Below are 22,106 nucleotides of genomic sequence, written 5' to 3'. Positions count from 1 at the left end.
AATGGGCCGAAAGAAGGACGACATGACGCCAAAGCCGATCGCCCAGAGCATCGTGCAGGCCCCGATGGAAGAGGTCATGCACCAGTCGATGATCCCTTACGCAGAACACGTCATTCTGGAGCGCGCGCTGCCGCGCGTAGAGGACGGGCTCAAGCCCGTGCAGCGGCGCATCCTCTTTACCATGAACGAGCTGGGCATGACGCCGGACAAACCACACCGCAAGTGTGCGCGCATCGTCGGCGACTGCCTGGGTAAATATCACCCGCACGGCGATACGTCCGTGTACGACGCGATGGTTCGCATGGCCCAGCCGTACAGTCTGCGCGGTCTGCTGGTGGACGGCCACGGCAACTTCGGCTCCATAGACGGCGACAGCGCCGCCGCCATGCGCTATACCGAGGCGCGCATGGCGCCGCTGGCGCTTGAAATGCTGCGGGACATCGACAAGGACACCGTTTCCTTCAGTTTCAACTTCGACGACACGCTCAAAGAGCCGGACATGCTGCCCGCGCGTTATCCGAACCTGCTGGTCAACGGCGCGTCGGGCATCGCCGTGGGCCTTGCGACAAACATCCCGCCCCACAATTTGCGCGAGGCTATCGACGCGGTGGTGGCGCAGATGGAAGACCCGGACATCACGGTGGACGGACTGATGAAGTACATCCCCGCGCCGGACTTTCCGACAGGCGGTTTTTTGCTGCGCACGCCGGAGATCAGGCGCGCCTATGAATGCGGGCGCGCTAAGCTCACGGTGCGGGCGCGCGTGCACGTCGAGGACGGCCCATCCGGCCGCAAGCTGATCGTAATCACCGAGGTGCCCTATCAGGTGCCGAAGGCAGCGATGCTCGAAAAAATCCTGCGGCTCAGCGAAGAGCGCAAGGCCCAACTCGGCGGCATTCACGACATTCGGGACGAGTCCGACCGCACGGGCCTTCGCGCCGTCATCGAGCTCAAGCGCGACGTGGACCCGCAAAAGGTGCTCGCGGTGCTCTACAAGTACTCGGACCTTCAAGTGACATTTGGCGTGAACATGGTCGCCATCGCGAACGGGAAACCCAAGCAGATGGGCCTCAAGGAAATCATACATTATTACGTTGAACACCAGAAGAGCGTCGTCACGCGCCGCACGCGCTACGAGCTTTCGCAGGCGAAGGCGCGCGAGCACATCCTGCAGGGCCTGATGATCGCGGTGGACAACCTCGACGAGGTCATCGCGCTCATTCGCGGGAGCAAAAACGCGAAGGAAGCAAAAGAGGGGCTGATGGCCCGCTTTGCCCTGACGGACGTACAGGCACAGGCGATACTGGATCTGCGCCTGCAGCGGCTTACGGGCCTGGAAATCCTGACGTTGCGCAAGGAATACGACGAGGTTTTGCGCCTGATCGACAAGCTTGAAGGAATCCTGAAGAGCGACAAAAAGCTCCTAGGCGTCATCAAAAAGGAGATGCTCGAGATCAGGGAGCGCTTCGGAGACGAGAGACGGACGCAGATCGTGGACGACGACACCCAAGCTATGACGGTGCCGGAGGAGCAGCCGGAGCCGGAAGACACGGTCTTTCTGCTGACGCGCGGCGGACAGGCGCGCCGCATAGCGCCCAAGGCATTTGAAAAGGCGGAGTTCAAGACGCCGGAGGAGCTGCCGCGCTGTCTCATACGGATTCAAACCGACTACTCCCTGTACTTCTTTACAGACGCGGGCAACTGCTACCCTGTCAGCACAACGGCCGTGCCCGAAATCGTGCGCGCAAAGGATCGCGGGCTGACGCTGGGCGGGCTGCTCATGGGTCTGGAGGACGGCGAACAGGTCGTTCGGGTGCTGGCGATTCAAAACGGCAGCCTGGAAAGGACGGAAGACCTGCTGTTCGTCACCTGTCAGGGGATGATTAAGCGCACCGCAGCCGCCGAGTACGGCGTGCGCAAGGCGAAATTCGCAGCCATCAACCTCAAGGGCGGCGACAAATTGCAGGCCGTTCACGTGCTGTCGGACGAGCCGAACATGCTGCTCCTTTCAAGAAACGCCATGTCCATACAGTTTGCGCTGCAAAGCGTGCCGGTCACCGGGCGTACGACGGCGGGTGTCAAGGCAATGGCGCTCGAACTCGGCGATGCGGTCGTCTTTTCTTCACCGGTCTATCCGGAGGGAGAGGCCGTGCTGTTCAGCGACCGGGGCTACGCCAAGCGCGTGCTGATCGTCGATTTCGACATCCAGAACAGAAACGGCAAGGGGCTGCGGGCTTTCACGTTCAACAAGAACAGCTCAAACGGAACGCGCGTCGCGGGCGCGCTGTACGTGCGGGAGCCCTTTGACTTTACCGTGTGGCAGCAGGGCGGCATGCAGTCCACGATGAACACCGACGCCGTCATGATCGAGCCGCGCGCCTCGAAGGGAAGGCCCTACGTCATGGCGCTGATGGACGACGTCGTGACGGAAGTGAGCGCAAAAATCTAAGAATAAAAAGCACACATTTTCCGCTTTGAAGCGTCATATAATAGCAGTGGGTTGCAGCAAAGGGGCGATCCGGCAGGCATTCTTTCGTTCTAACAAAGGCCCGTCTTTCATACAGATGGGCAGAGTAAAAACGGAGGCGATGCACATGGCGGATAAGAAGATTCACCCCGGGAGCTTGCAGCGCATTGCATTGGTCGCATGCCTGGCCGTACTGTCTGTCGTTTATGCAGGCATGACGATATCGGGAGATGTCACGACGGCGGCGGCAAAGCGGGAATTACCGGTTTACAACGTCGATACGGAGGAAAAGGTGCTTTCCATCAGCTTCGATGCTGCCTGGGGCAGCGCGCAGACTGAAAAGATACTGGACATCCTGGACGAATACGACGTGCGCACGACATTTTTCCTGGTGGGCTTCTGGTCTGAAAAGTACCCGGAGCTCGTGCAGGAAATCGTGCTCCGCGGGCACGAAGTTGGGAACCACAGCGCGACGCATCCGCATATGTCTAAGTTGTCTGAGGCGCAGATCAAGGAAGAACTGAAGAAAGCAAGCGATCTGGTCGAGCACATTACCGGAAAACCCACAACGCTCTTTCGCCCGCCCTATGGCGAATACAACGACGCCGTTGTTCGCGTCAGCCGCGATGAAGGCTATGAATGCGTGCAATGGAACGTCGACTCGCTGGACTGGAAGAACCGCGGCGTAGACGATATGATCAAGCAATGTACAAAAAGCATCCATCCGGGTGACATCGTGCTGTTTCATAACGACTCCAAATACATCGTGGAGGCGCTTCCCACCATCCTCAAGACGTATACAGAGGCTGGTTACAAGATCATCCCCGTCTCCGAACTGCTGCTGAAGGGGGAGACGTGGATCGATCATCAGGGAACGCAGCACCTGCAGACCGCTGCGCCGCAACCGAAACCATAAGGGGTGATACGATGGAGAACATGGTCAATACACTGCGCCTGACCGGCCAGATCGTCGACACGCCGCAGGTCGGTCACGAAGCGTTCGGCGAAAAGTTCTACTATTTGACGCTCGGCGTGCCGAGACTGTCGGGCACGCAGGATCTTCTGCCCGTCACGATCTCGGAGCGGCTGCTCGAGGAGGGGGAGCTCGCATCGGGCACGACGCTGTCGCTGGAGGGGCAGGTGCGCTCCTACAACAAGATCATCGACGGCGCAGGGCGGCTGCTCATCACGGCTTTCGCGCAGAAGATCCTGCCGGTGGATGAAAAGGAAAACCCCAATCAGGTGCACCTGACGGGGACGCTGTGCAAGATGCCTGCCTACCGCACGACGCCGTTCGGACGCGAAATCGCGGATCTCATGCTGGCCGTGAACCGCGCGTACGGCAAGAGCGATTACATTCCCTGCATCACCTGGGGACGCAGCGCGCGTTTTGCCTCCAGGCTCAAGGTGGGCGACCACATCCACCTGAGCGGACGGCTGCAAAGCCGCAGCTATCAAAAGCAGATGCCGGACGGCAGCGTGGTGGAAAAGACGGCCTACGAGGTTTCGGTCGGCCATCTGGAGGTCGTTTCCGAAGAGGCACTGCACCCGGCGATGCCGCTCGAAAACGAAAAAGCAATCTCGGAGCATGCCTGAGCGCCTTTGCCCGCCGATGCGGGCATCTTTTTTATTTGGATTCATTTTTTTCTTCCGAAAAAGATTCTTTCCGGCTTTAACACGGTGAATTGTATCCTTTTTTTACGGGCAGATTTATGGTATAATGAATTATAGTAAGGGCGTATGCCCTTTTGTAAATGAACGAACGAAGCGCATGGAGGGTCCGCAAGGTGTTTGAATCAAAAATTAAAAACGCCCAAACCGACCTGTTGGTAAAGGCGATCCTTTCCCTTCAGACCGACGAGGAGTGCTATCGCCTTTTTGACGACCTGTGCACGATACATGAGGTACAGGCGCTCGCGCAGCGAATCGAGGTGGCGCGCCTGCTCAGGGAGCGCATCACCTATCACGACATCGCTGAACGGACGGGCGCCAGCACGGCGACCATCAGCCGCGTCAATCGCTGCCTGACCTACGGGGCGGACGGCTACAATACGGTGCTTGACCGGATGGAGAAGGAGTAATCATGGATTTAACTGCATTGAATCGCGAACAACGTCTTGCCGCCGAAACGCTGGAGGGGCCGCTGCTCGTGCTGGCGGGCGCGGGCTCCGGAAAGACGCGCGCGCTTACATACCGCATCGCCAACCTCCTGGATAAGGGCGTGCCCGCCTGGCAGATTCTGGCGATCACGTTTACCAACAAAGCGGCGCGAGAGATGCGCGAACGCCTTTTAAAGCTTGCGGGCGAGCAGGCGGACGAAGTATGGGTTTCTACCTTTCACGCAAGCTGCGCGAAGATTCTCCGCCGTGACATCGAAAAGCTGGGTTACACGCGCTCTTTTACGATCTACGACGACGACGATCAGATGACCGTCATCAAGGAGCTGCTCAAAAAACAGAACGTCGATGAAAAGTTCCTGCCCGCGCGCGAGGTCAAGAGCAAGATTTCCGACGCGAAGAACAAGCTGCAAAACCCGCAGGAGTGGTTCCACGCCTCTAGCCGGGATTATCGCATGCAGATGATCATGGACCTTTACACGGCCTACGAGGAGCGGCTCAAGGCCGCCAACGCGCTGGACTTTGACGACCTGCTGGTGAAGACGCTAGAGCTGTTCAGCCAGCACCCGCCGGTTCTGGAAAGCTATCAGCGCCGGTTCCATTACATTCACGTGGACGAATACCAGGATACCAACTATGCGCAGTATATGCTCGTAAAGCTGCTGGCGGGCGAATACCGGAACCTGTGCGTGGTGGGTGACGACGACCAGTCCATCTACGGCTGGCGCGGCGCGGACGTACGCAATATCCTGGACTTTGAAAAGGACTTTAAGGACTGCAAGGTCATTAAACTCGAGCAGAACTACCGCTCTTCCGCCAACATTCTGGACGCGGCGAACAACGTCATCGCGCACAACGCCGGCCGCAAGGAAAAGGCGCTGTGGACGGAGAAGGACGAAGGCGAAAAGATCTGCTTGTTCCATGCAGGAGATGAGCGGGAGGAAGCCGCCTGGGTCTGCGACCGGATGCAGCAGATGCACCAGACGGACGTATCCTACAACGCGATGGCCGTGCTGTACCGCATGAACGCGCAGTCCCGCGTGCTGGAAGAAATGCTGGTGCGCGCGGGCATTCCCTACAGGATTTACGGAGGCATGCGTTTTTACGACCGCAAGGAAGTGCGCGACATCGTGGCCTATCTGCGCGTCATCGTAAACCCGGCGGACGACGTGTCGCTGCGGCGCATCATCAACCAGCCCAAGCGCTCCATCGGCGACGCGACCATCGCGGAGCTCGTGCGCAGCGCGGCGGAGCAGGATTATTCGCTCTTCACGGCGATGCTGGAGCCGCCGCAGACGCTGGCTTCCCGCGCGCGAAAGTGCGTCGGGGAATTCGCCCAGCTGATGACCCGGCTCACCATCGAGCGCGAGACGATGCCGCTTTCGGAATTCGTGCAAAGGCTGATCGACGAGACGGGCCTGCTCGCGCAGTATACGAAGGAGGATTCCGACGAGGCCAGAACGCGCGTAGAGAACATCCAGGAGTTCATCGGCGCGGTGCAGGAGTTCGCGGAGAAGGCGGAAGCGCCGACGCTGGAGGATTTCCTCGAAAACGTCGCGCTCGTGACCGACCTGGACTCGATGACGGACGACGCGCAGGCGGTGACGCTCATGACGCTTCACAGCGCCAAGGGCTTGGAATTCAAGAACGTCTTTTTGATCGGCATGGAAGACGGCATCTTCCCATCCCTTCGCTCGATGAACGACGAGGAGCGCATGGAGGAGGAGCGCAGGCTTTGCTACGTGGGCATCACCCGCGCGCAGGATCGACTCTTTCTTTCCTATGCCACGCAGCGCATGCTGTTCAACCTGATGCAACACAACCGGCCTTCACAATTTCTGGATGAGATTCCCTCTCGTCTGATCGACGGCGGCATGGAAGCGCGACAGGCGGTGCAGAGTGCCTTCCGCGCGCACGATGAGCGGCAGCAGCAATCCTCGTCCACGCGCGAGCGCCCGGTGCTGCACGTCGGCCGTCAGCCGGTCAAGGACTTTGCGGGCGGACGCTCAGGTTCGCTCAACATTCCCGGCGTACAGAAGGGATTTGCTACGGTATCCTCTCAGGCGCAGGCTTACGTCAAGCCCGCTGTATTCAAACCCGGCGACCGCGTGCTTCACAAGAAGTTCGGCGAAGGCGACGTCGTCAAGGTGACCGGCAGCGGAAACGACGCGCGCATCTCCATCGAATTTGCCGCTTACGGCGTAAAGGAGTTCGCGCTGTCCATTGCGCCGATCATCAAGGTAGGAGGCTGAACATGGACGAAGTGCAGCACATGCAATCGCTCGTCGACAGGCTGAACGAGACGGCGCACGCGTATTATGTGCTCGACAACCCCGTGATTTCCGACGCGCAGTGGGATGCGATGTACGACGAGCTTTTGGCTCTGGAAGAGAAGACGGGCGTCAGACTGCCGGATTCCCCGACGCGCCGCGTGGGCGGTCAGCCCATCGCGGCGTTCGCGCCGCACCGGCACCTGGGCAGACTTTGGAGCCTGGGCAAGGCGCAGTCCGAAGGCGAGGTTTACGACTGGTGCGCGCGGTGCGAGCGCCTGCGCGAAGCGATGGAAGCGGCGGACGTTCCGCCGCTCGCCTTTGCCGTGGAGTATAAACTGGACGGGCTGACCATCAACCTGACTTATGAGGGCGGGCTTCTGGTCGGCGCGGCGACGCGCGGCAATGGCGAGGTAGGCGAGGAAATCCTGGAACAGGCGCGCACCATCCGCACGATCCCCGCGCGCATCCCTTTTACCGGGCGAATGGAGGTGCAGGGCGAGGGTATCATGCGCCTGTCCGCGCTGGAGGCGTACAATAAGTCGGCGACGGAGCCGCTGAAGAACGCACGCAACGCGGCCGCAGGCGCGTTGCGTAACCTAGACCCGCAGGTGACGGCCGCCCGCAAGCTGGACGCGTTTTTTTACCAGATCGGATACATCGAAGGGCGCTCATTTGCCGATCATCGCGAGATGATCGATTTTCTTCGTGAAAACCACTTTCAGGTGACGCCGTATTTGAAGACCGCCTCGACCATCGAGGAGGCGATGGAGGCCGTACGCGAGGTGGAGTCGCAGCGCGAATCGCTGGACTTTCTGATCGACGGCGCGGTGATCAAAATTACCTCCTTCGCGCTGCGCGAGGCGATGGGCTACACCGACAAGTTCCCCCGCTGGGCGTTGGCCTATAAGTTCCCGGCACAGGAAATGGTAACTCGGCTGGAGGACGTCACGTGGGAGCTGGGGAGGACCGGAAAGCTTACGCCGCTGGCCCATCTCAGGCCGGTGGACATCGGCGGCGTTACCGTCAAGCGCGCGACGCTGAACAACGTCGGGGACATCCAGAAAAAGCACGTGCGCATCGGTTCAGACGTGTGGATCCGCCGTTCCAACGACGTAATCCCGGAGATCATGGGATGCGTCCAAGGCGGCGGGGATGCGCATCAGGAGGAGATCGTGGCGCCGTCGGTCTGTCCCGCGTGCGGGGCGCCGCTGACCCAGCGAGGCGCGCACATCTTCTGCCTCAATCGCACATCCTGCAGGCCGCAGGCGGTCGCCCGGTTAGCACATTTCGCTTCCCGCGACGCCATGGACATCGAGGCGTTCAGCGAGAAGACGGCGGAGCTCTTCTATGACGAGCTTGGTCTGCGCGATCCGGCGGACCTGTACGCGCTGACGGCGGAGCAGATGATTCCGCTCAAAGGCTTTGGCCCCAAGAAAGCCGAAAAGCTGCTTTCGGAGCTCGAAAAGAGCAAGGACTGCCCGCTAGACGCGTTTATCTATGCGATGGGCATTCCAAACATCGGTCGTAAGACCGCGAGGGATCTCGCCCGCGTCTTCGGCTCGCTGGACGCACTGCGCGGGGCGACGGCGGAGCAGCTCGTCGCAATCGACGACATCGGGGACATCGTCGCGAGCAGCGTCTTGGAGTACTTTGCCTTTGATGAAAACAACGCGCTGGTGAACCGCCTGCTGGAGGCGGGCGTAACTCCGCGCGAGATGGAGACGCAGACGGAATCAGACGTCTTTGCGCAAAAGACGTTCGTGCTCACGGGCACGCTGCCGACGCTGACGCGCGCGCAGGCGGAGGAAATCATCACACGGAACGGCGGCAGCGCCACGTCCTCCGTCTCCAAGAAGACCAGCTATGTGCTCGCAGGCGAAAATGCCGGCAGCAAGCTGGAAAAGGCACAAAAGCTCGGCATTCCCGTCATCGACGAGGACACATTTTTGAAGATGGCATCCGGTAGCGACGAGGATGCGTGAGAGGAACGTGTTATGCGTCAAGGCAAGCTGACAAACGAAGAACTCGAGAAGGTCATCCTGGCCAACATTCGCCCTATGCATCCGGACGTGCTGCTCGGCGCGGGGGTCGGGGAGGACTGCGCGGCCATTCGCTTTGGGGATGAGGCGTGCGTGCTCTCGACCGATCCGATCACTGCAGCCGAAAGCCGTATGGGCCAGTTGGCCGTGCAGGTATCGCTCAACGACGTGGCCAGCGCGGGCGCGGAACCCGTGGGCGTGCTCATGACGCTGCTCGCGCCCCCGCAGGCGCGGATCGAGCAGATCGAGCAGGTCATCCGCGAAGCATCGGAGGAGGCGCGCGCGCACGGTTTGGACATCGTCGGCGGGCACACGGAGGTCACGGATGCGGTGACGCGCATCGTCGTCTCCACCACCGTGATCGGCCGCACAAAGCTTGAAAACATGGTGAAGACGCGCGGCGCCCAGTGCGGCGACGCGCTGGTGATGAGCAAGTTTGCCGCGCCGGAGGGCACGTCGATCCTCGCGAGAGATTACGAGATGGAGCTTCGCGCCGTTTTGTCGGAGCAGGAGCTTTGCGATGCGCGCGCGTTTTCGCAGCGCGTAAGCGTGCTGCCCGAGGGCCGCATCGGCGCCTCCATGGGCGTGACCGCTATGCACGACGCGACGGAGGGCGGCATTCTGGGCGCGTGCTGGGAAATCGCATCCGCCTCCAATCTGGGCGTTCGCGTCGACGCGGACGCCATCCCCGTCCGCAGCGTGACGCGGAAAATCTGCGACCATTTTGGCATTGATCCGCTGCGCCTGATCTCCAGCGGCGTCATGCTGATGACGCACCCAGACGGCGAGGCGCTGTGCGCTGCGCTGCGCGCGCACGGCATCGAGGCGACGAGAATCGGCGTGCTGCAAAAAGAAGGGATGGAGCAGGTGCACAGCGGCGTGACGGCCCCCCTCGCCCCGCCTCAGAGCGACGAGATTTACCGCGTAATCGCGAAAAAGTGACGGCAGACGCCGGGTTTCCTTTTGGGTGCGTTTGTGCTATACTAGTTCATCATGAAATAAAGAAGGATGGATGCCCGTGCGAAGCATGACCGGCTACGGCCGCAGCCGCATGGAAATAGATGGACGGGAAATGACGGTGGAGGTCAAAAGTGTCAACCACCGTTTTCTCGACATTTCGTTTCGCATGCCGAGGAGCCTCTCCTTTTTAGAAGAACCCATTCGCAGGGAACTGTCCGCGCACATGAGCCGCGGGCACGTGGACGTATTCTTGACTTACCGCAACGCCCGCGCCGACGCGCGCGTGGTAAGCGTGGACGTCGCGCTGATGCAGGCCTATCAAAGGGCGCTTGCGCAGATGCGGGAAGCGGGAAGCCTCGTGGACGACATGAAGCTCTCCGCGTATTCGCGCCTGCCGGACGTGCTGACGGTAAGCGAACAGGAGGAAGACCAGGATGCGGTGACAGCGCTGCTTAAGGCGGCGCTCGGCGAAGCGCTTGGCGGCCTCATCGCCATGCGCGAGCGCGAGGGCGCGAGCCTTCGGGACGACATGCGCAGAAAGCTCGACCGCCTGTCCGAGCTGCAGGGGCTGATCGCGCAGCGCGCTCCGCTCGTCACTGGAGACTACCGCGACCGGCTAAAGGCGCGTATCGAGCAGTTGACTGAAGGGCCGATGGACGAGCAGCGCCTCATTCAAGAGGTCGCCCTTTTCGCGGACCGCGCGGCAATCGACGAGGAGCTGGTGCGGCTGAGCAGCCACATTTCGCAGTTGCTGTCTCTGCTTGAGAGCGTGGAACCTGTGGGCCGTAAGCTGGATTTTCTCGTGCAGGAGCTCAACCGCGAGGTCAATACCATCGGTTCCAAAGCATCCGATCTCACGATCGCGGGGCTCGTCGTCGAGGCGAAAAGCGAGATTGAAAAACTGCGCGAGCAGGTTCAGAACATCGAATAACGCAGGAGGAGCGGACATGGCAATAAAGCTGATTAACATCGGTTTCGGCAACATCGTGTCCGCAAACCGCATCGTCGCCATCATCGGCCCGGAATCCGCGCCCGTCAAGCGGATCATACAGGAGGCGCGGGAGGAGCGCAGGCTGATCGACGCGACGTATGGGCGGCGTACGCGCGCCGTCATCATTACGGACAGCGGCCATGTGGTGCTTTCCGCGGTGCAGCCGGAGACGGTCGCGCATCGCCTGAACGCAAAAGAGGACAGCACCGAGGAGGAGGAAGATTCATAAATGGAACAACCGATACGCAAGGGTATGCTGCTCGTCATATCCGGTCCGTCCGGCGCGGGCAAGGGGACGCTCGCCAAGCGCCTGCTCGCGGACGACCCGACCTTTAAGTTTTCCGTTTCCGCTACCACGCGCGGCCCGCGCTATGACGAGGTGGACGGCGTGCACTATCACTTCCTGACGGAGGACGAATTTCAGGAGCGCGTGGACGCGGGCGACTTTCTGGAATGCGCCGTCGTGCACGGGCACCGCTACGGCACGCCGCGCGCATATGTGCGCGAATGCCTGGAACGCGGGGAAAATATCCTGCTGGACATCGACCCGCAGGGCGCGCGCAGCGTTGCGGCGGCCATGCCGGACTGTGTGACGGTTTTTATCCTGCCGCCCAGCTATGAAGAACTGCGCATTCGCCTGCACACGCGCAACACGGAGAATGAAAACGAGATCAACCGCCGCCTCGGCAATGCAAAGGGTGAGATCGATCAGCTTTCCCGCTACCAGTACGCCATCATCAACACGACCGTGGAGAAAGCGATCGTGGAGTTGAAGGCCGTCGTCGCGGCCGAAAAGCAGCGCACGACGCGCTTTTTCCCCGTCATCCCCGAAAAGAACGAAGCTTAAAGCGATTTGGAGGTAATATCTATGGCCATGACCAATCCCACGATTTTGCAGCTGCTCGACAAGGTGGATTGCCGCTATACGCTGGTGGTCGAGGTTTCCAAGCGTGCCCGACAGCTCGTCGGCGGCGCGCAGCCGTTGATCGACACCAAGGAGACGAAGGCCGTTTCCATCTCGATCGACGAGGTCAACCGCGGGCTGATCGGCTATGAGCGCCCGACCGAACTGGGAGAATGATGCGCTATGACGCTTGAAAAGCGCTGTGTCGTTCTGGGTGTGACGGGCGGCATCGCAGCGTACAAGGCCGCTGAAATCACGAGCCGCCTCAAAAAGCTGGGGACGGACGTGCGCATCATCATGACGAAGCACGCGTGTGAATTCATCACGCCGCTCACCTTGGAGACGCTGAGCGCGAACCCTGTGGTCTGCGACACGTTTGAGCGCGCCAGAACCTGGGAAGTGGAGCACATTGCCTTGGCGCAGCGCGCGGACCTCTTTCTGATCGCCCCGGCGACCGCGAACATCATGGCGAAGATGGCGGCAGGCCTTGCGGACGACATGCTTTCCACCACCGTGCTCGCTACGCGCGCGCCCGTACTGCTTGCGCCTGCGATGAATACGGCCATGTGGGAAAACGCTGTGACGCAGGAGAACCGCAGGACGCTTGAAAGGCGCGGCGCGCATTTCGTAGGGCCGGATGAAGGGCGTCTGGCCTGCGGCGCTATGGGCAAGGGCCATATCGCCTCCGTCGATTCGATCGTCGAGACGGCATGCGAGTTGCTCTGCCCGCGTCGGGATTTTGAGGGCAGGCGCGTGCTGGTGACAGCGGGGCCGACCCGCGAACCGCTCGATCCCGTGCGCTACCTGACGAACCGGTCTTCCGGCAAGATGGGCTATGCCATCGCGGAGGCCGCCGCTTTGCGCGGCGCGCGGGTGACGCTGCTGACAGGGCCGGTGCACTTGACGCCGCCCGCAGGGGTAAACGTCTTGCACTTTGAGACGACGGAGGAATTGCTCTCGCTCGCGAAGATACACGCCCCCGCTCAGGATGTCGTCATCCAGTCCGCGGCGCCCGCGGATTACCGCGCGGCAGAAATCGCGCCGCAGAAGATCAAGAAAGCGGACGGCGGGGCGCTGACGCTTCGTCTCGCAGAAAATCCTGACGTCGCGAAGGCGCTCGGAGAGGCGAAGCGCCCTGGCCAATGCTTCGTCGGTTTTGCGGCTGAGACGAACGACGTCGAAGAAAACGCGCAGAAAAAGCTGGAGAAAAAGCACCTTGATTTGATCGTCGCGAACGACGTGACGAAGCCCGGCGCGGGCTTTGACGTGGACACGAACATCGTGACGCTCATCACGCCGGATGACGTGCGCCCGCTCCCATTGCTTTCCAAGCGTGAGGTGGCGGACCGCATACTGGATCGCGTGCTGGAACTTTTCTGAGCAAGTAAAGCGGCTTTGCAAAGAGCCGCTTGTTTTCTGTCCATTATCCGGCAATACTTGAGATTTTGCGCGGGAAACGCTATAATGATACGATGCAGTTATGTGCTGTCTCGTGAATACCGACGATGGGCAAGAAAGGAGGGAAGCAAAATGGCATTCTGCGAGGTGATTGTCGATATCGTGCATGAGAACGTCGACAAGGTGTTCACGTACCGCGTGCCGGAGGGCATGCGGCTTGAAGCGGGGATGCGCGTGCAGATTCCCTTCGGCCCGCGAAAGATAGAAGGGTATGTCGTTCGCCTGACGGAGCGTTCCGATATCCCGTGCAAGTGCGTCATTCGGCCGCTTGAGGATTATCCGGCCCTTCTGCCGCACATGATGTGCCTGGCGGTAGAGCTTTCGCATGAAGCGCATTGCCCGCTGGCGGAGACGATTCGCCTGATGATTCCCGCCCAGATGCGCGGAGAGCGCGTTAAGCCCAAGGAAGAAGAAATGGTTTCGCTTTCCGTGGATGCGGGGGTGCTTGCGCAGGTCATCGCATCCCTGAATCGGGCGCCCAGGCAGGCGCAGGTGCTCGCCGCGCTCGCAGAGGCGAAGGGGCGTGCGATGACGATGGAGGCTCTTCGCGCCCAGATTCCGGATTGCAGGGCTGCGGTAAATGCGCTCGTAAAAAAGCAAATGATCACCTTGAAGCGCCAGGAGGTTTTGCGAGCTCCCGTTTATTCGAAGCCCGACGTCTGCGGCGAGGAGCCCGAACTGACCCCTTCTCAGTCCGCTGTGCTGGGGGAACTGCTGCCGGCGCTGTGCGCCGGGACGGGGCGCTTTTTGCTCTACGGCGTGACGGGAAGCGGCAAGACAGAGGTTTACATCCGCGCGGTGAAGGACGTCCTAGCGCGTGGGAAGACGGCTATCGTCCTCGTGCCGGAAATCGCCCTGACGCCGCAGATGGTCGATTGGTTTAAGGCGCGCTTTGGGCAGGGAGCGGCGGTTCTCCATTCCCGTCTATCGGCGGGGCAGCGGTTCGACGAGTGGCGGCGCATTCGTAAGGGCGACGCGCGCGTCGTCATCGGCGCCCGCTCCGCGATCTTCGCGCCGCTTGAAAACCTGGGCGTCGTGATCGTGGACGAGGAGCATGAACAAAGCTACATCGCCGACAATTCGCCGCGTTACGACGCGCGAGAGGTTGCACGCATGCGCTGCGAAAACGAAGGGGGGACGCTGCTGCTCGCGAGCGCGACGCCGAGCATGCGTTCCTTTGCGCTCGCACAACGGGGCGATTTGACGCTGTTGGAATTGCCTGCGCGCGTGAACAATCGCCCGATGCCCGAGGTGCACCTCGTGGACATGCGGGAGGAGCTGGAGATGGGGAACCATACCATTTTCAGCGGCGCGCTGATGGAAGGAATGAAGCGCTGCCTGGAAGGCGGGCATCAGGCGATTCTTTTCGTCAACCGGCGCGGCTATTCGACATTTGTCTCCTGCCGCAGCTGCGGCTACATCGTCAAGTGCCCCAATTGCGACGTAAGCATGACCTATCATCAGGACGGCGAGATGATGCAGTGCCATTATTGCGGGCATCAGGAAAAGCCCCCGACGGTCTGCCCTTCCTGCCAAAGCCATTACATCCGTTACTTCGGTACGGGCACGCAGAAGGTGGAGCAGGAAATGCAGCGGTATTTCCCCGGCGTGCCGCTGCTGCGCATGGACAACGACACCACGCGTACCCGCGACGCGCACCACGAAATCATCGGCCGTTTCAGGCGGCAGGAGGCGCGCGTGCTCATCGGCACGCAGATGATTGCCAAGGGACTGGATTTCCCGAACGTGACGCTCGTAGGCGTCATCGCGGCGGACGCGATGCTGGGACTGCCGGATTACCGGGCAAGCGAGCGAACGTTTCAGCTCATCACGCAGGTGGCTGGGCGCGCCGGGCGCGCGCAATGTACAGGCGAGGTGTTCGTGCAGACCTACACGCCGGATCACTACAGCATTCAGACCGCGGCGAGGCAGGACTTTCGGGCTTTTTATGAGCAGGAGATGCGAAGGCGCAGGCAGCAGCTTTTCCCACCGTTTACACAAATCTGCCGGTTGCTCATCGAGGCTGCGGAGCAGCCGCCTCTGATCCGTACGGCGCAGGCGCTTTCAGAGCAGATGAACGCCTTTATGCAAAGGCATACGGGGCTTGCGCGTCAGCTTATCTCGATGCGAAGCATGGAGCCTCCGGTTCGCATGATCCGCAAAAAGTACCGCTGGCAGGTCGTCGTCAAGCTGATCGACGTGCCCGCAAGCGACCCCATCGTCGAGAAGATGACGGAGCTTTCGCGCGTCGAATGGCCGGGCGCGCAGGTTTTCCTGGAAATCAATCCATCCAGCATGGTTTAATGAAGAGGAGATGAATGAAAAATGGCTTTAAGAAAGATCGTATATATCGAGGACGAGATGCTGCGCAAGAAGAGCCGCAAGGTGGAGCGCTTTGACGAGCGGCTCCACACGCTGCTCGACGACATGGCGGAAACCATGTACAAGAACAACGGCTGCGGACTCGCGGCGCCGCAGGTTGCGGTGCTCAAGCGCGTAGTGGTCATGGACGTGGGCGACGGACTGATCGAAATGGTCAATCCGGAGATCGTCTCTCGAGAGGGAGCGGTGGACGGCGTGGAGGGGTGCATTTCCATCCCCGGCAGGCAAGGCTACGTCGTTCGGCCGCAGAAGGTCGTCGTGCGGGCGCAGGACCGAAACGGAGCCCCGATTGAGATTACCGGCGAAGACTGGCTCGCGCGCTGTATCTGTCATGAGACCGACCACCTGGACGGCCAGTTGTATGTGGACATCATGCACGAAGAGGTTTTCGACACGGAGACGGAGGAAGAGGAATCTTGATGCGAATCGTTTTCATGGGTACGCCGGACTTCGCGGTGCCGAGCCTGCGCGCGCTGGTCGAATCCGACCGCTACGACGTCGTAGGCGTCGTCTGTCAGCCGGACCGGCCCAAGGGGCGCAGCGGCAGGCCCCAGCCCTGCCCGACCAAAGAATATGCGGTTTTAAAGGGGATTCCAGTCTTTCAGTTTGAACGCATACGCCGCCCGGAGGGTGTCGAGGCGATGCGCGGCCTTGCGCCGGACATCTGGGTTACGGCTGCGTTCGGTCAGATTCTTTCGCAGGAGCTGCTGGACATTCCCAAGTTCGGAACCATCAATGTGCACGCGTCTCTGCTGCCCGCATATCGCGGATCCGCGCCGGTCAACTGGTGCCTCATCAACGGCGAGCGCGAGACGGGCGTTACGACCATGCTCACGGACAAAGGAATGGACACGGGCGACATGATGCTGCGCGTAAAGACGCCGGTTGGCCCGGAGGAGACGGCGGGCGAATTGACGGAGCGGCTCGCCGTCATGGGGGCGAAGCTGCTGATGGAGACGCTTCAGGCGGTCGAGGCGGGAACCTGCCCCCGAGAGGCGCAGGACCCGGAGAAGGCCTCTTACTATCCCCTGCTGAAAAAGGAGACCGGACACATCGACTGGACGATGAGCGCGGAGCGCATCGCGAACCTCGTGCGCGGCGTCAATCCCTGGCCGGGGGCCTGGACGGAGATGGACGCGGGCGTTCTCAAGGTCTGGAAGGCCGCTGCGTTTCATGGCGATGCGGGCGCGGTTCCCGGAGAAGTAATGACGTCCGACCCCAGGCAGGGGCTCGTCGTCTCGACAGGCGAGGGACGCCTGGAGCTTATGGAAATACAGGCGCCGGGCAGCAAGCGAATGCATGCAAAGGATTATCTGCGAGGCCATGCGATCCCTGTGGGGACGCGCCTTGGAAAGGGCAATTAAGTATGACGAACGAAACCCGCCGACCGCCTTACGGGCGCAAACCCGCCCCGGGCACCGCAAAGCCCGTCGCGCGAAAGGGCGCGCCCTTTCGCAAGGACATGCCGTCCAGGCCCGCGCGCCGCGAGGGCAACTTCGTTTCACAGAGCGCCCGCCGCGTCGCGCTGGACGTTCTGCTGGAGGTGTCCCTGCAGGACGCATACGCGTCCCTGGCACTGAGCCATCACCTGCAGGGGCCCATTTTCCTTTCAGACCGCGACAAGCGCCTCGTGACGGAGCTGGTCTATGGAACGTTGGAAAATAAGATTCGTCTGGACTACATGATCGACAGCTATCTGGAGCGAAAAGAGCTCGACGCGGTGGTACGCGAGATCCTGCGCATGGCGGCCTATCAGCTCTTCTTTCTCGACCGTGTGCCGGACATGGCGGCGGTGGACGAAGCCGTCAAGCTCACGCGCGCCAGGGCAGGCGAGAACTACACGGGACTGGTGAACGGCGTACTGCGCACGATGCTGCGCGAAAAAGACCGCGTCGTCTATCCTAAGCCCGACGCGGAGCCCGCACGGTACCTCTCGGTAATGTTCAGCCTGCCGGTGTTCCTCGCGCAGCGGCTGATCGACGCCTACGGCCCGCAGACGGCCCTTGCGATCGCGAAATACCGCCAGGACGAACACGAGATGACGCTGCGGCCCAATCTGGAGCGAACGACGGTTGAGGCCTTTGAACGCTTTCTTTGTCAAAGCGGCATTCAGTTTGAACCCGGCCTTGTGCCGGGCGCGTATCGCGTAAAGCAGCCCGGCGACATGACGGCGCGAGCCGAATACAAGAGCGGCCTGTTCTCGATCCAGAGCGAGAGCTCTATGCTCGCGGCGAACGCCTTGGGCGCAAGGCCGGGACAGTCGCTGCTGGATGCCTGCGCCGCGCCCGGCGGCAAGACGGCGGTGCTCAGCGAGACGATGCACGGAACTGGCCGCGTCTACGCCTGGGATTTGCACGAGCATCGAGTCACCCTGATTCGTGCCATGGCGCAGAGGCTGCACCTGGACAACGTGCGTGCGGCGCAGCGGGACGCATCGCAGCTGAGAGAGGATCTCATTCTGACGATGGACGGCGTGCTGCTCGACGCGCCCTGCTCCGGCACCGGCGTCATGCTCTCAAAGCCGGACATCAAGTACCGCCAGACGCAGGAGAGCGTCGCGGCGCTCGTAAGCACCCAGCAGAAGCTGCTGGAGGCCTGCTGCCAGTATGTCCGTCCCGGCGGAACGCTGGTCTATTCGACCTGCTCAATTTTGCCGGAAGAGAACGTCGAGCAGGTGAACGCTTTTTTAAAGGCGCATTCGGAATTTCACCTGGAGCCGCTCGGGGAGTTGCTGCCGGAAGCGATTCGCCCACACGAAGAAAACGGAATGATTCAGCTGCTCGCGCATCGCGACGGCATGGACGGCTTCTTCATCGCCCGGATGCGCAGGTCGGAGGGATGAGCTTGCTGGAACTTTTAAGCATGTCGCAGGCGGAAATGGGTGAGCTGCTCGCTTCCTGGGGCCAGCCCGCGTTTCGCAAAAAGCAGCTTTTTTCCTGGCTGCATCAGGGGACGCCGTTTGAACAGATGCTCAACCTTCCCAATGCCCTGCGCGTACGTCTGCGCGCGGAGGCGTCCGAAAACACCGTGTCCGTCCTGGAGACGATAGAATCTAAGATCGACGGCACCGTAAAGCTACTGTACCGCCTCCTGGATGGCAACGTCATTGAGGGCGTGCTCATGCGCTACAAGCACGGCAACACGCTTTGCCTTTCCACGCAGGTGGGCTGCAAGATGGGCTGTGCGTTTTGCGCTTCCACGCTCGACGGCTGCGTGCGCAACCTGAGCGCGGGCGAGATGCTGGGGCAGGTGGTCTGCGCCAACCGCGTGCTCGGTGAAGGGGAGCGCGTGCACAACATCGTGCTCATGGGCAGCGGAGAACCGCTGGACAACTATGAAAACACGACGCGCTTTCTGCGCCTGCTGCGTGAGCCGGACGGCGTCAATATCGGCCTTAGGAACGTGTCGCTTTCCACCTGCGGCCTGGTTCCGCAGATGTACGCCTTTGCGGATGAGGACCTGCCTGTGACGTTGTCGGTCTCTTTGCACGCGCCAAACGACGACGTCAGGAGAAAGATCATGCCGGTCGCGAACCGTTACAGCATCGAGGAGCTCATCGGCGCGTGTAAAAACTACATCGGGAAGACCGGACGGCGCGTGATTTTCGAGTATGCGCTCATCAGCGGCGTGAATGCCTCGGTCGCTCAGGCGCATGAGCTCTCGACCCTTCTGCGCGGCATGCAGTGCCATGTCAACCTCATCCCGCTTAACAGCGTCCCGGAGCGCGGGCTCCAAGGCGTGAGCGAACGGGAGGTATCCGCCTTCAAGGCAGCGCTGGAAGAACGGCACATTTCGGTCACGCGCAGGCGCGAGATGGGCGACGACATCGAGGGCGCCTGCGGACAGCTCCGCAGGAAGTACATCGCGAATACGGAAAACGAATGACGGAAGTTTGGGGGGATTGATCGTGAAATCCATCGTAAGAAGCGACGTGGGACGCGTGCGCAAGCAGAATGAGGATACGGCCTATGTGGGGGCCGCGCAATCGCTGCTGGCCGTCGCCGACGGCATGGGCGGCCATAAAGCGGGCGAAGTGGCCAGCTACATGGCGATCGATACCCTGAAACAGCGCCTCCGGACGCACAAACCGGACCTCAAGCTGATGCGGCTTGCATTTGAAGAGGCGAACCGGCGCATTGCGGACGTGTCGAAAGGCGAGGAAAACTGCCACGGCATGGGTACGACCATGACCGCGCTGTGGAAGACGAACGCCTCGATGCTGCTGGCGCACGTGGGCGACAGCCGCGCATACCTCCTGCGGGACGGCATTCTGCATCAGGTGACGGACGACCATTCGGTCGTAGCGGAGCTCATGCGAAGCGGTCTGCTCACGCCGGAAGAGGCGCGGAAGCATCCATATCGGAACGTCATCACGCGCGCGCTGGGCAGCGCGCCGAGCGTAGAGGTCGATCTGCGCGAGCACGAGCGGCATAAAGGGGATATCTGGCTGCTGTGCACGGACGGGCTCAGCAACATGCTGTCGGATCAGAAGATGCAGGAAATACTGAGCACCCTTCCGCCGGATCAGGCTGCGGACGAACTGCTGCATCTGGCGCTGGAAGCGGGCGGCACGGACAACATCACGTTCATCCTCGCGTTGGACGACGAGGAGGTGAATGCATGATCGGCTGCGTGCTGGCCGGACGCTATCGGATCGACTCCCTCATCGGAAAAGGCGGCATGGCGATCGTATACCGAGCGGAGGACCTGCGAACCCACCGCGTCGTGGCGGTCAAGGTGCTGCGCGAGGAATACAGCAGCGACGAGGAGTTCCTGCGGCGTTTCGACCGCGAGGCGGAGGTCTACGCGAAGACGTCCTCGCACCCGAATATCGTCAACATGCTGGATCTCGGCTCCGATGGAGATACGCATTTTCTCGTCATGGAGTACGTGAGCGGAAAGACGCTCAAGGAACTCATCAAGGAACACGGCAAGCTGCGGCCCGAGTGGGCGGTTCACCTGACGCTGCAAATTCTGGCGGCGCTCGGGCACGCGCACGAGCAGCACGTCATCCACCGGGACATCAAGCCGCAGAACATGATGCTAGACGAGGACGGACGCATCAAGGTGGGCGATTTCGGCATCGCCAAGATGACCGATTCCGCGACGATGACCATCGCAGACGGGAACGTGATGGGCTCTGTCCACTATTTTTCGCCCGAACAGGCGAAGGGCCTGCCCGTTTCGGAGACGAGCGACCTGTATTCCGTCGGGGTGATGCTCTACGAAATGCTGACGGGCCATGTGCCCTTTGAAGGCGATACGCCGGTCAGTGTCGCGATGAAGCACCTGACGGAGCTTCCTAAGCCCGTCTCGCAGGAGGCGAATGTCTCCCCGGCGCTGGAGCAGGTGCTGAACAAGGCATTGTGCAAACAGGCGGATCAGCGCTACCAGTCGGCGGACGCGATGGCGAGGGATCTGCGGCGGGCGATGCGCCACCCGGAGGGGGGGTTTGTCAACATGCGCCCGGCGTCGGAACCCGGGGCACAGACGCGCCGTCATCGCCAGATGCAGCGTCAGATTCGACAGGGTCTGCGCAAGCGCAAGGCGCTGACCATCACGCTTACCTGTCTGTTGAGCCTGACGCTGCTCTCCGGACTTGCCTACACGGGGGTTATGATCTACGATAGAACCGTTCGCCACGTCACGATGCCGGATTTGATGGGCCTGGATGAGGAAACCGCAGTCAAAATGCTCGACCGCGCCGGCGTGACGCCGGTCGTATCCCGCAGATACAGCGAAAACCCGGTGGGGATTGTACTGGAACAGACGCCCGGAAGCGGTGAAAGCATGCTGCGGGGAGACGCCGTTTATATCACGGTCAGCAACGGAACCAATACGCTGACGGTACCTGACCTTTTCGGCCTGACGGCGGAGGATGCGGAGTATGCGGTCGGCCAGGCGGGGCTGACGCTCGGCGACGTCACGGTAGAGATATCCGAGGCCATGGCGGGCACGGTCTTTTCGCAGGAGCCGCCCGCAGGGAAGGTTGTGGACAAGGATGCCGTGGTCGATCTGCGCGTCAGCGGCGGCCTGGTCATCATCCCCGATCTTTCCGGCAAGCGGTTGGAGGAGAGCGAGGCGGAGCTGCAAAACCTCGGCCTGCCTCGCGGCAACGTCACGACGCAGCCGGTGGACAATGCGAAACAGGACGGCGTGGTGCTCTCCCAGAATCCGAGCAAATTCGAGCGCGTGTTCCCGGATACGGAGGTCGACCTGATCGTGGGTCAGCTCGACAAGCGGAAATACAGCGCCACGGTCGCAATCACCGTGACGGTGCCCTCAAACGGCGCACATGTACGCGTGGCGCTGGTTGAACCCGGCGGCACGGAGCGGGATCAGTACGCGGCCATGCTGACGCAGGCCGGTGAGAACGCTTTTTCCATCACGCTTCGCAGCGAGTATTCCGGACGCATGGCATATCGCCTGTACATCGACGATCAGTTCGTCAGCGAGACGGAGGTCACATTGCAATGACGACCCAACCGGCGATCAGAAGCCGGACGACGGAAGGG

Annotated in this window: 19 protein-coding genes; all 19 read left to right on the top strand. The window is 61.2% G+C overall.

Translation table 11 applies throughout. The features are described 5' to 3' along the window. Position 1: 1 nt before the first annotated feature. The 19 genes from C1725_RS10890 to pknB all read left to right on the top strand — a co-directional run bounded on the left by C1725_RS10890 (position 2) and on the right by pknB (position 22,068). Positions 2–2,449, top strand: coding sequence for a DNA topoisomerase (ATP-hydrolyzing) (locus C1725_RS10890; RefSeq protein WP_102411630.1), 2,448 nt, complete (start codon positions 2–4; stop codon positions 2,447–2,449). A gap of 145 nt (positions 2,450–2,594) precedes the next feature. After that, positions 2,595–3,383: a polysaccharide deacetylase family protein gene (locus tag C1725_RS10885; protein ID WP_102411629.1), complete on the top strand. Its 789-nt coding sequence runs from the start codon at positions 2,595–2,597 to the stop codon at positions 3,381–3,383. Positions 3,384–3,394: 11 nt separating this feature from the next. Next, on the top strand, positions 3,395–4,063 hold the full coding sequence (locus tag C1725_RS10880; RefSeq protein ID WP_102411628.1) for a single-stranded DNA-binding protein: 669 nt from the start codon (positions 3,395–3,397) through the stop codon (positions 4,061–4,063). Positions 4,064–4,254: 191 nt separating this feature from the next. After that, positions 4,255–4,548, top strand: coding sequence for a YerC/YecD family TrpR-related protein (locus C1725_RS10875; protein WP_428829582.1), 294 nt, complete (start codon positions 4,255–4,257; stop codon positions 4,546–4,548). Between the two features lie 2 nt (positions 4,549–4,550). Next, positions 4,551–6,836, top strand: coding sequence for a DNA helicase PcrA (pcrA, locus tag C1725_RS10870; protein ID WP_102411626.1), 2,286 nt, complete (start codon positions 4,551–4,553; stop codon positions 6,834–6,836). A gap of 2 nt (positions 6,837–6,838) precedes the next feature. Beyond that, positions 6,839–8,839 (top strand): NAD-dependent DNA ligase LigA, encoded by a 2,001-nt coding sequence (gene ligA, locus C1725_RS10865; protein ID WP_102411625.1) that lies wholly within the window; start codon positions 6,839–6,841, stop codon positions 8,837–8,839. A gap of 12 nt (positions 8,840–8,851) precedes the next feature. Then, complete coding sequence (locus C1725_RS10860) at positions 8,852–9,838, top strand: AIR synthase related protein (RefSeq protein ID WP_102411624.1); 987 nt, start codon at positions 8,852–8,854, stop codon at positions 9,836–9,838. Between the two features lie 85 nt (positions 9,839–9,923). Next, positions 9,924–10,787 carry a YicC/YloC family endoribonuclease gene (locus tag C1725_RS10855; RefSeq protein ID WP_346026886.1) on the top strand — a complete coding sequence of 288 codons (864 nt, stop codon included), beginning with the start codon at positions 9,924–9,926 and terminating at the stop codon, positions 10,785–10,787. 16 nt (positions 10,788–10,803) lie between these two features. Then, a complete protein-coding gene (gene remA / locus C1725_RS10850; protein ID WP_102411622.1) occupies positions 10,804–11,076 on the top strand; it encodes an extracellular matrix/biofilm regulator RemA in 273 nt (90 codons plus the stop codon). Further along, positions 11,077–11,694 carry a guanylate kinase gene (gene gmk, locus C1725_RS10845; protein WP_102411621.1) on the top strand — a complete coding sequence of 206 codons (618 nt, stop codon included), beginning with the start codon at positions 11,077–11,079 and terminating at the stop codon, positions 11,692–11,694. Positions 11,695–11,715: 21 nt separating this feature from the next. Further along, positions 11,716–11,928 (top strand): DNA-directed RNA polymerase subunit omega, encoded by a 213-nt coding sequence (gene rpoZ / locus C1725_RS10840; protein ID WP_428829581.1) that lies wholly within the window; start codon positions 11,716–11,718, stop codon positions 11,926–11,928. A gap of 6 nt (positions 11,929–11,934) precedes the next feature. Then, on the top strand, positions 11,935–13,131 hold the full coding sequence (gene coaBC, locus C1725_RS10835) for a bifunctional phosphopantothenoylcysteine decarboxylase/phosphopantothenate--cysteine ligase CoaBC (RefSeq protein WP_102411620.1): 1,197 nt from the start codon (positions 11,935–11,937) through the stop codon (positions 13,129–13,131). A gap of 150 nt (positions 13,132–13,281) precedes the next feature. Beyond that, a complete protein-coding gene (gene priA, locus C1725_RS10830; protein WP_346026583.1) occupies positions 13,282–15,513 on the top strand; it encodes a replication restart helicase PriA in 2,232 nt (743 codons plus the stop codon). 21 nt (positions 15,514–15,534) lie between these two features. Then, complete coding sequence (gene def / locus C1725_RS10825) at positions 15,535–16,011, top strand: peptide deformylase (RefSeq protein ID WP_102411618.1); 477 nt, start codon at positions 15,535–15,537, stop codon at positions 16,009–16,011. Continuing rightward, the gene (gene fmt, locus C1725_RS10820) at positions 16,011–16,955 is read left to right on the top strand and encodes a methionyl-tRNA formyltransferase (RefSeq protein WP_346026884.1); all 945 of its coding nucleotides are present in this window, start codon (positions 16,011–16,013) and stop codon (positions 16,953–16,955) included. The genes def and fmt overlap by 1 nt, the downstream gene beginning before the upstream one ends. Positions 16,956–16,957: 2 nt before the next feature. Beyond that, positions 16,958–18,433 (top strand): 16S rRNA (cytosine(967)-C(5))-methyltransferase RsmB, encoded by a 1,476-nt coding sequence (gene rsmB, locus C1725_RS10815; protein WP_102411617.1) that lies wholly within the window; start codon positions 16,958–16,960, stop codon positions 18,431–18,433. Then, positions 18,430–19,476 carry a dual-specificity RNA methyltransferase RlmN gene (rlmN, locus tag C1725_RS10810; RefSeq protein ID WP_102411616.1) on the top strand — a complete coding sequence of 349 codons (1,047 nt, stop codon included), beginning with the start codon at positions 18,430–18,432 and terminating at the stop codon, positions 19,474–19,476. Before rsmB ends, rlmN begins: the two co-directional genes overlap by 4 nt. 22 nt (positions 19,477–19,498) lie before the next feature. Next, positions 19,499–20,215, top strand: a complete 717-nt coding sequence (locus tag C1725_RS10805) for a Stp1/IreP family PP2C-type Ser/Thr phosphatase (protein WP_346026582.1) — start codon at positions 19,499–19,501, stop codon at positions 20,213–20,215. Next, positions 20,212–22,068, top strand: coding sequence for a Stk1 family PASTA domain-containing Ser/Thr kinase (gene pknB / locus C1725_RS10800; protein WP_102411614.1), 1,857 nt, complete (start codon positions 20,212–20,214; stop codon positions 22,066–22,068). The genes C1725_RS10805 and pknB overlap by 4 nt, the downstream gene beginning before the upstream one ends. Positions 22,069–22,106: the final 38 nt, after the last annotated feature.

This window comes from Beduinella massiliensis (assembly GCF_900199405.1).
Lineage (GTDB): Bacteria > Bacillota > Clostridia > Christensenellales > Aristaeellaceae > Beduinella > Beduinella massiliensis.
The sequence above is the reverse complement of the archived record's forward strand: the minus strand, read 5'-3'. Positions and strand labels throughout refer to the sequence as shown.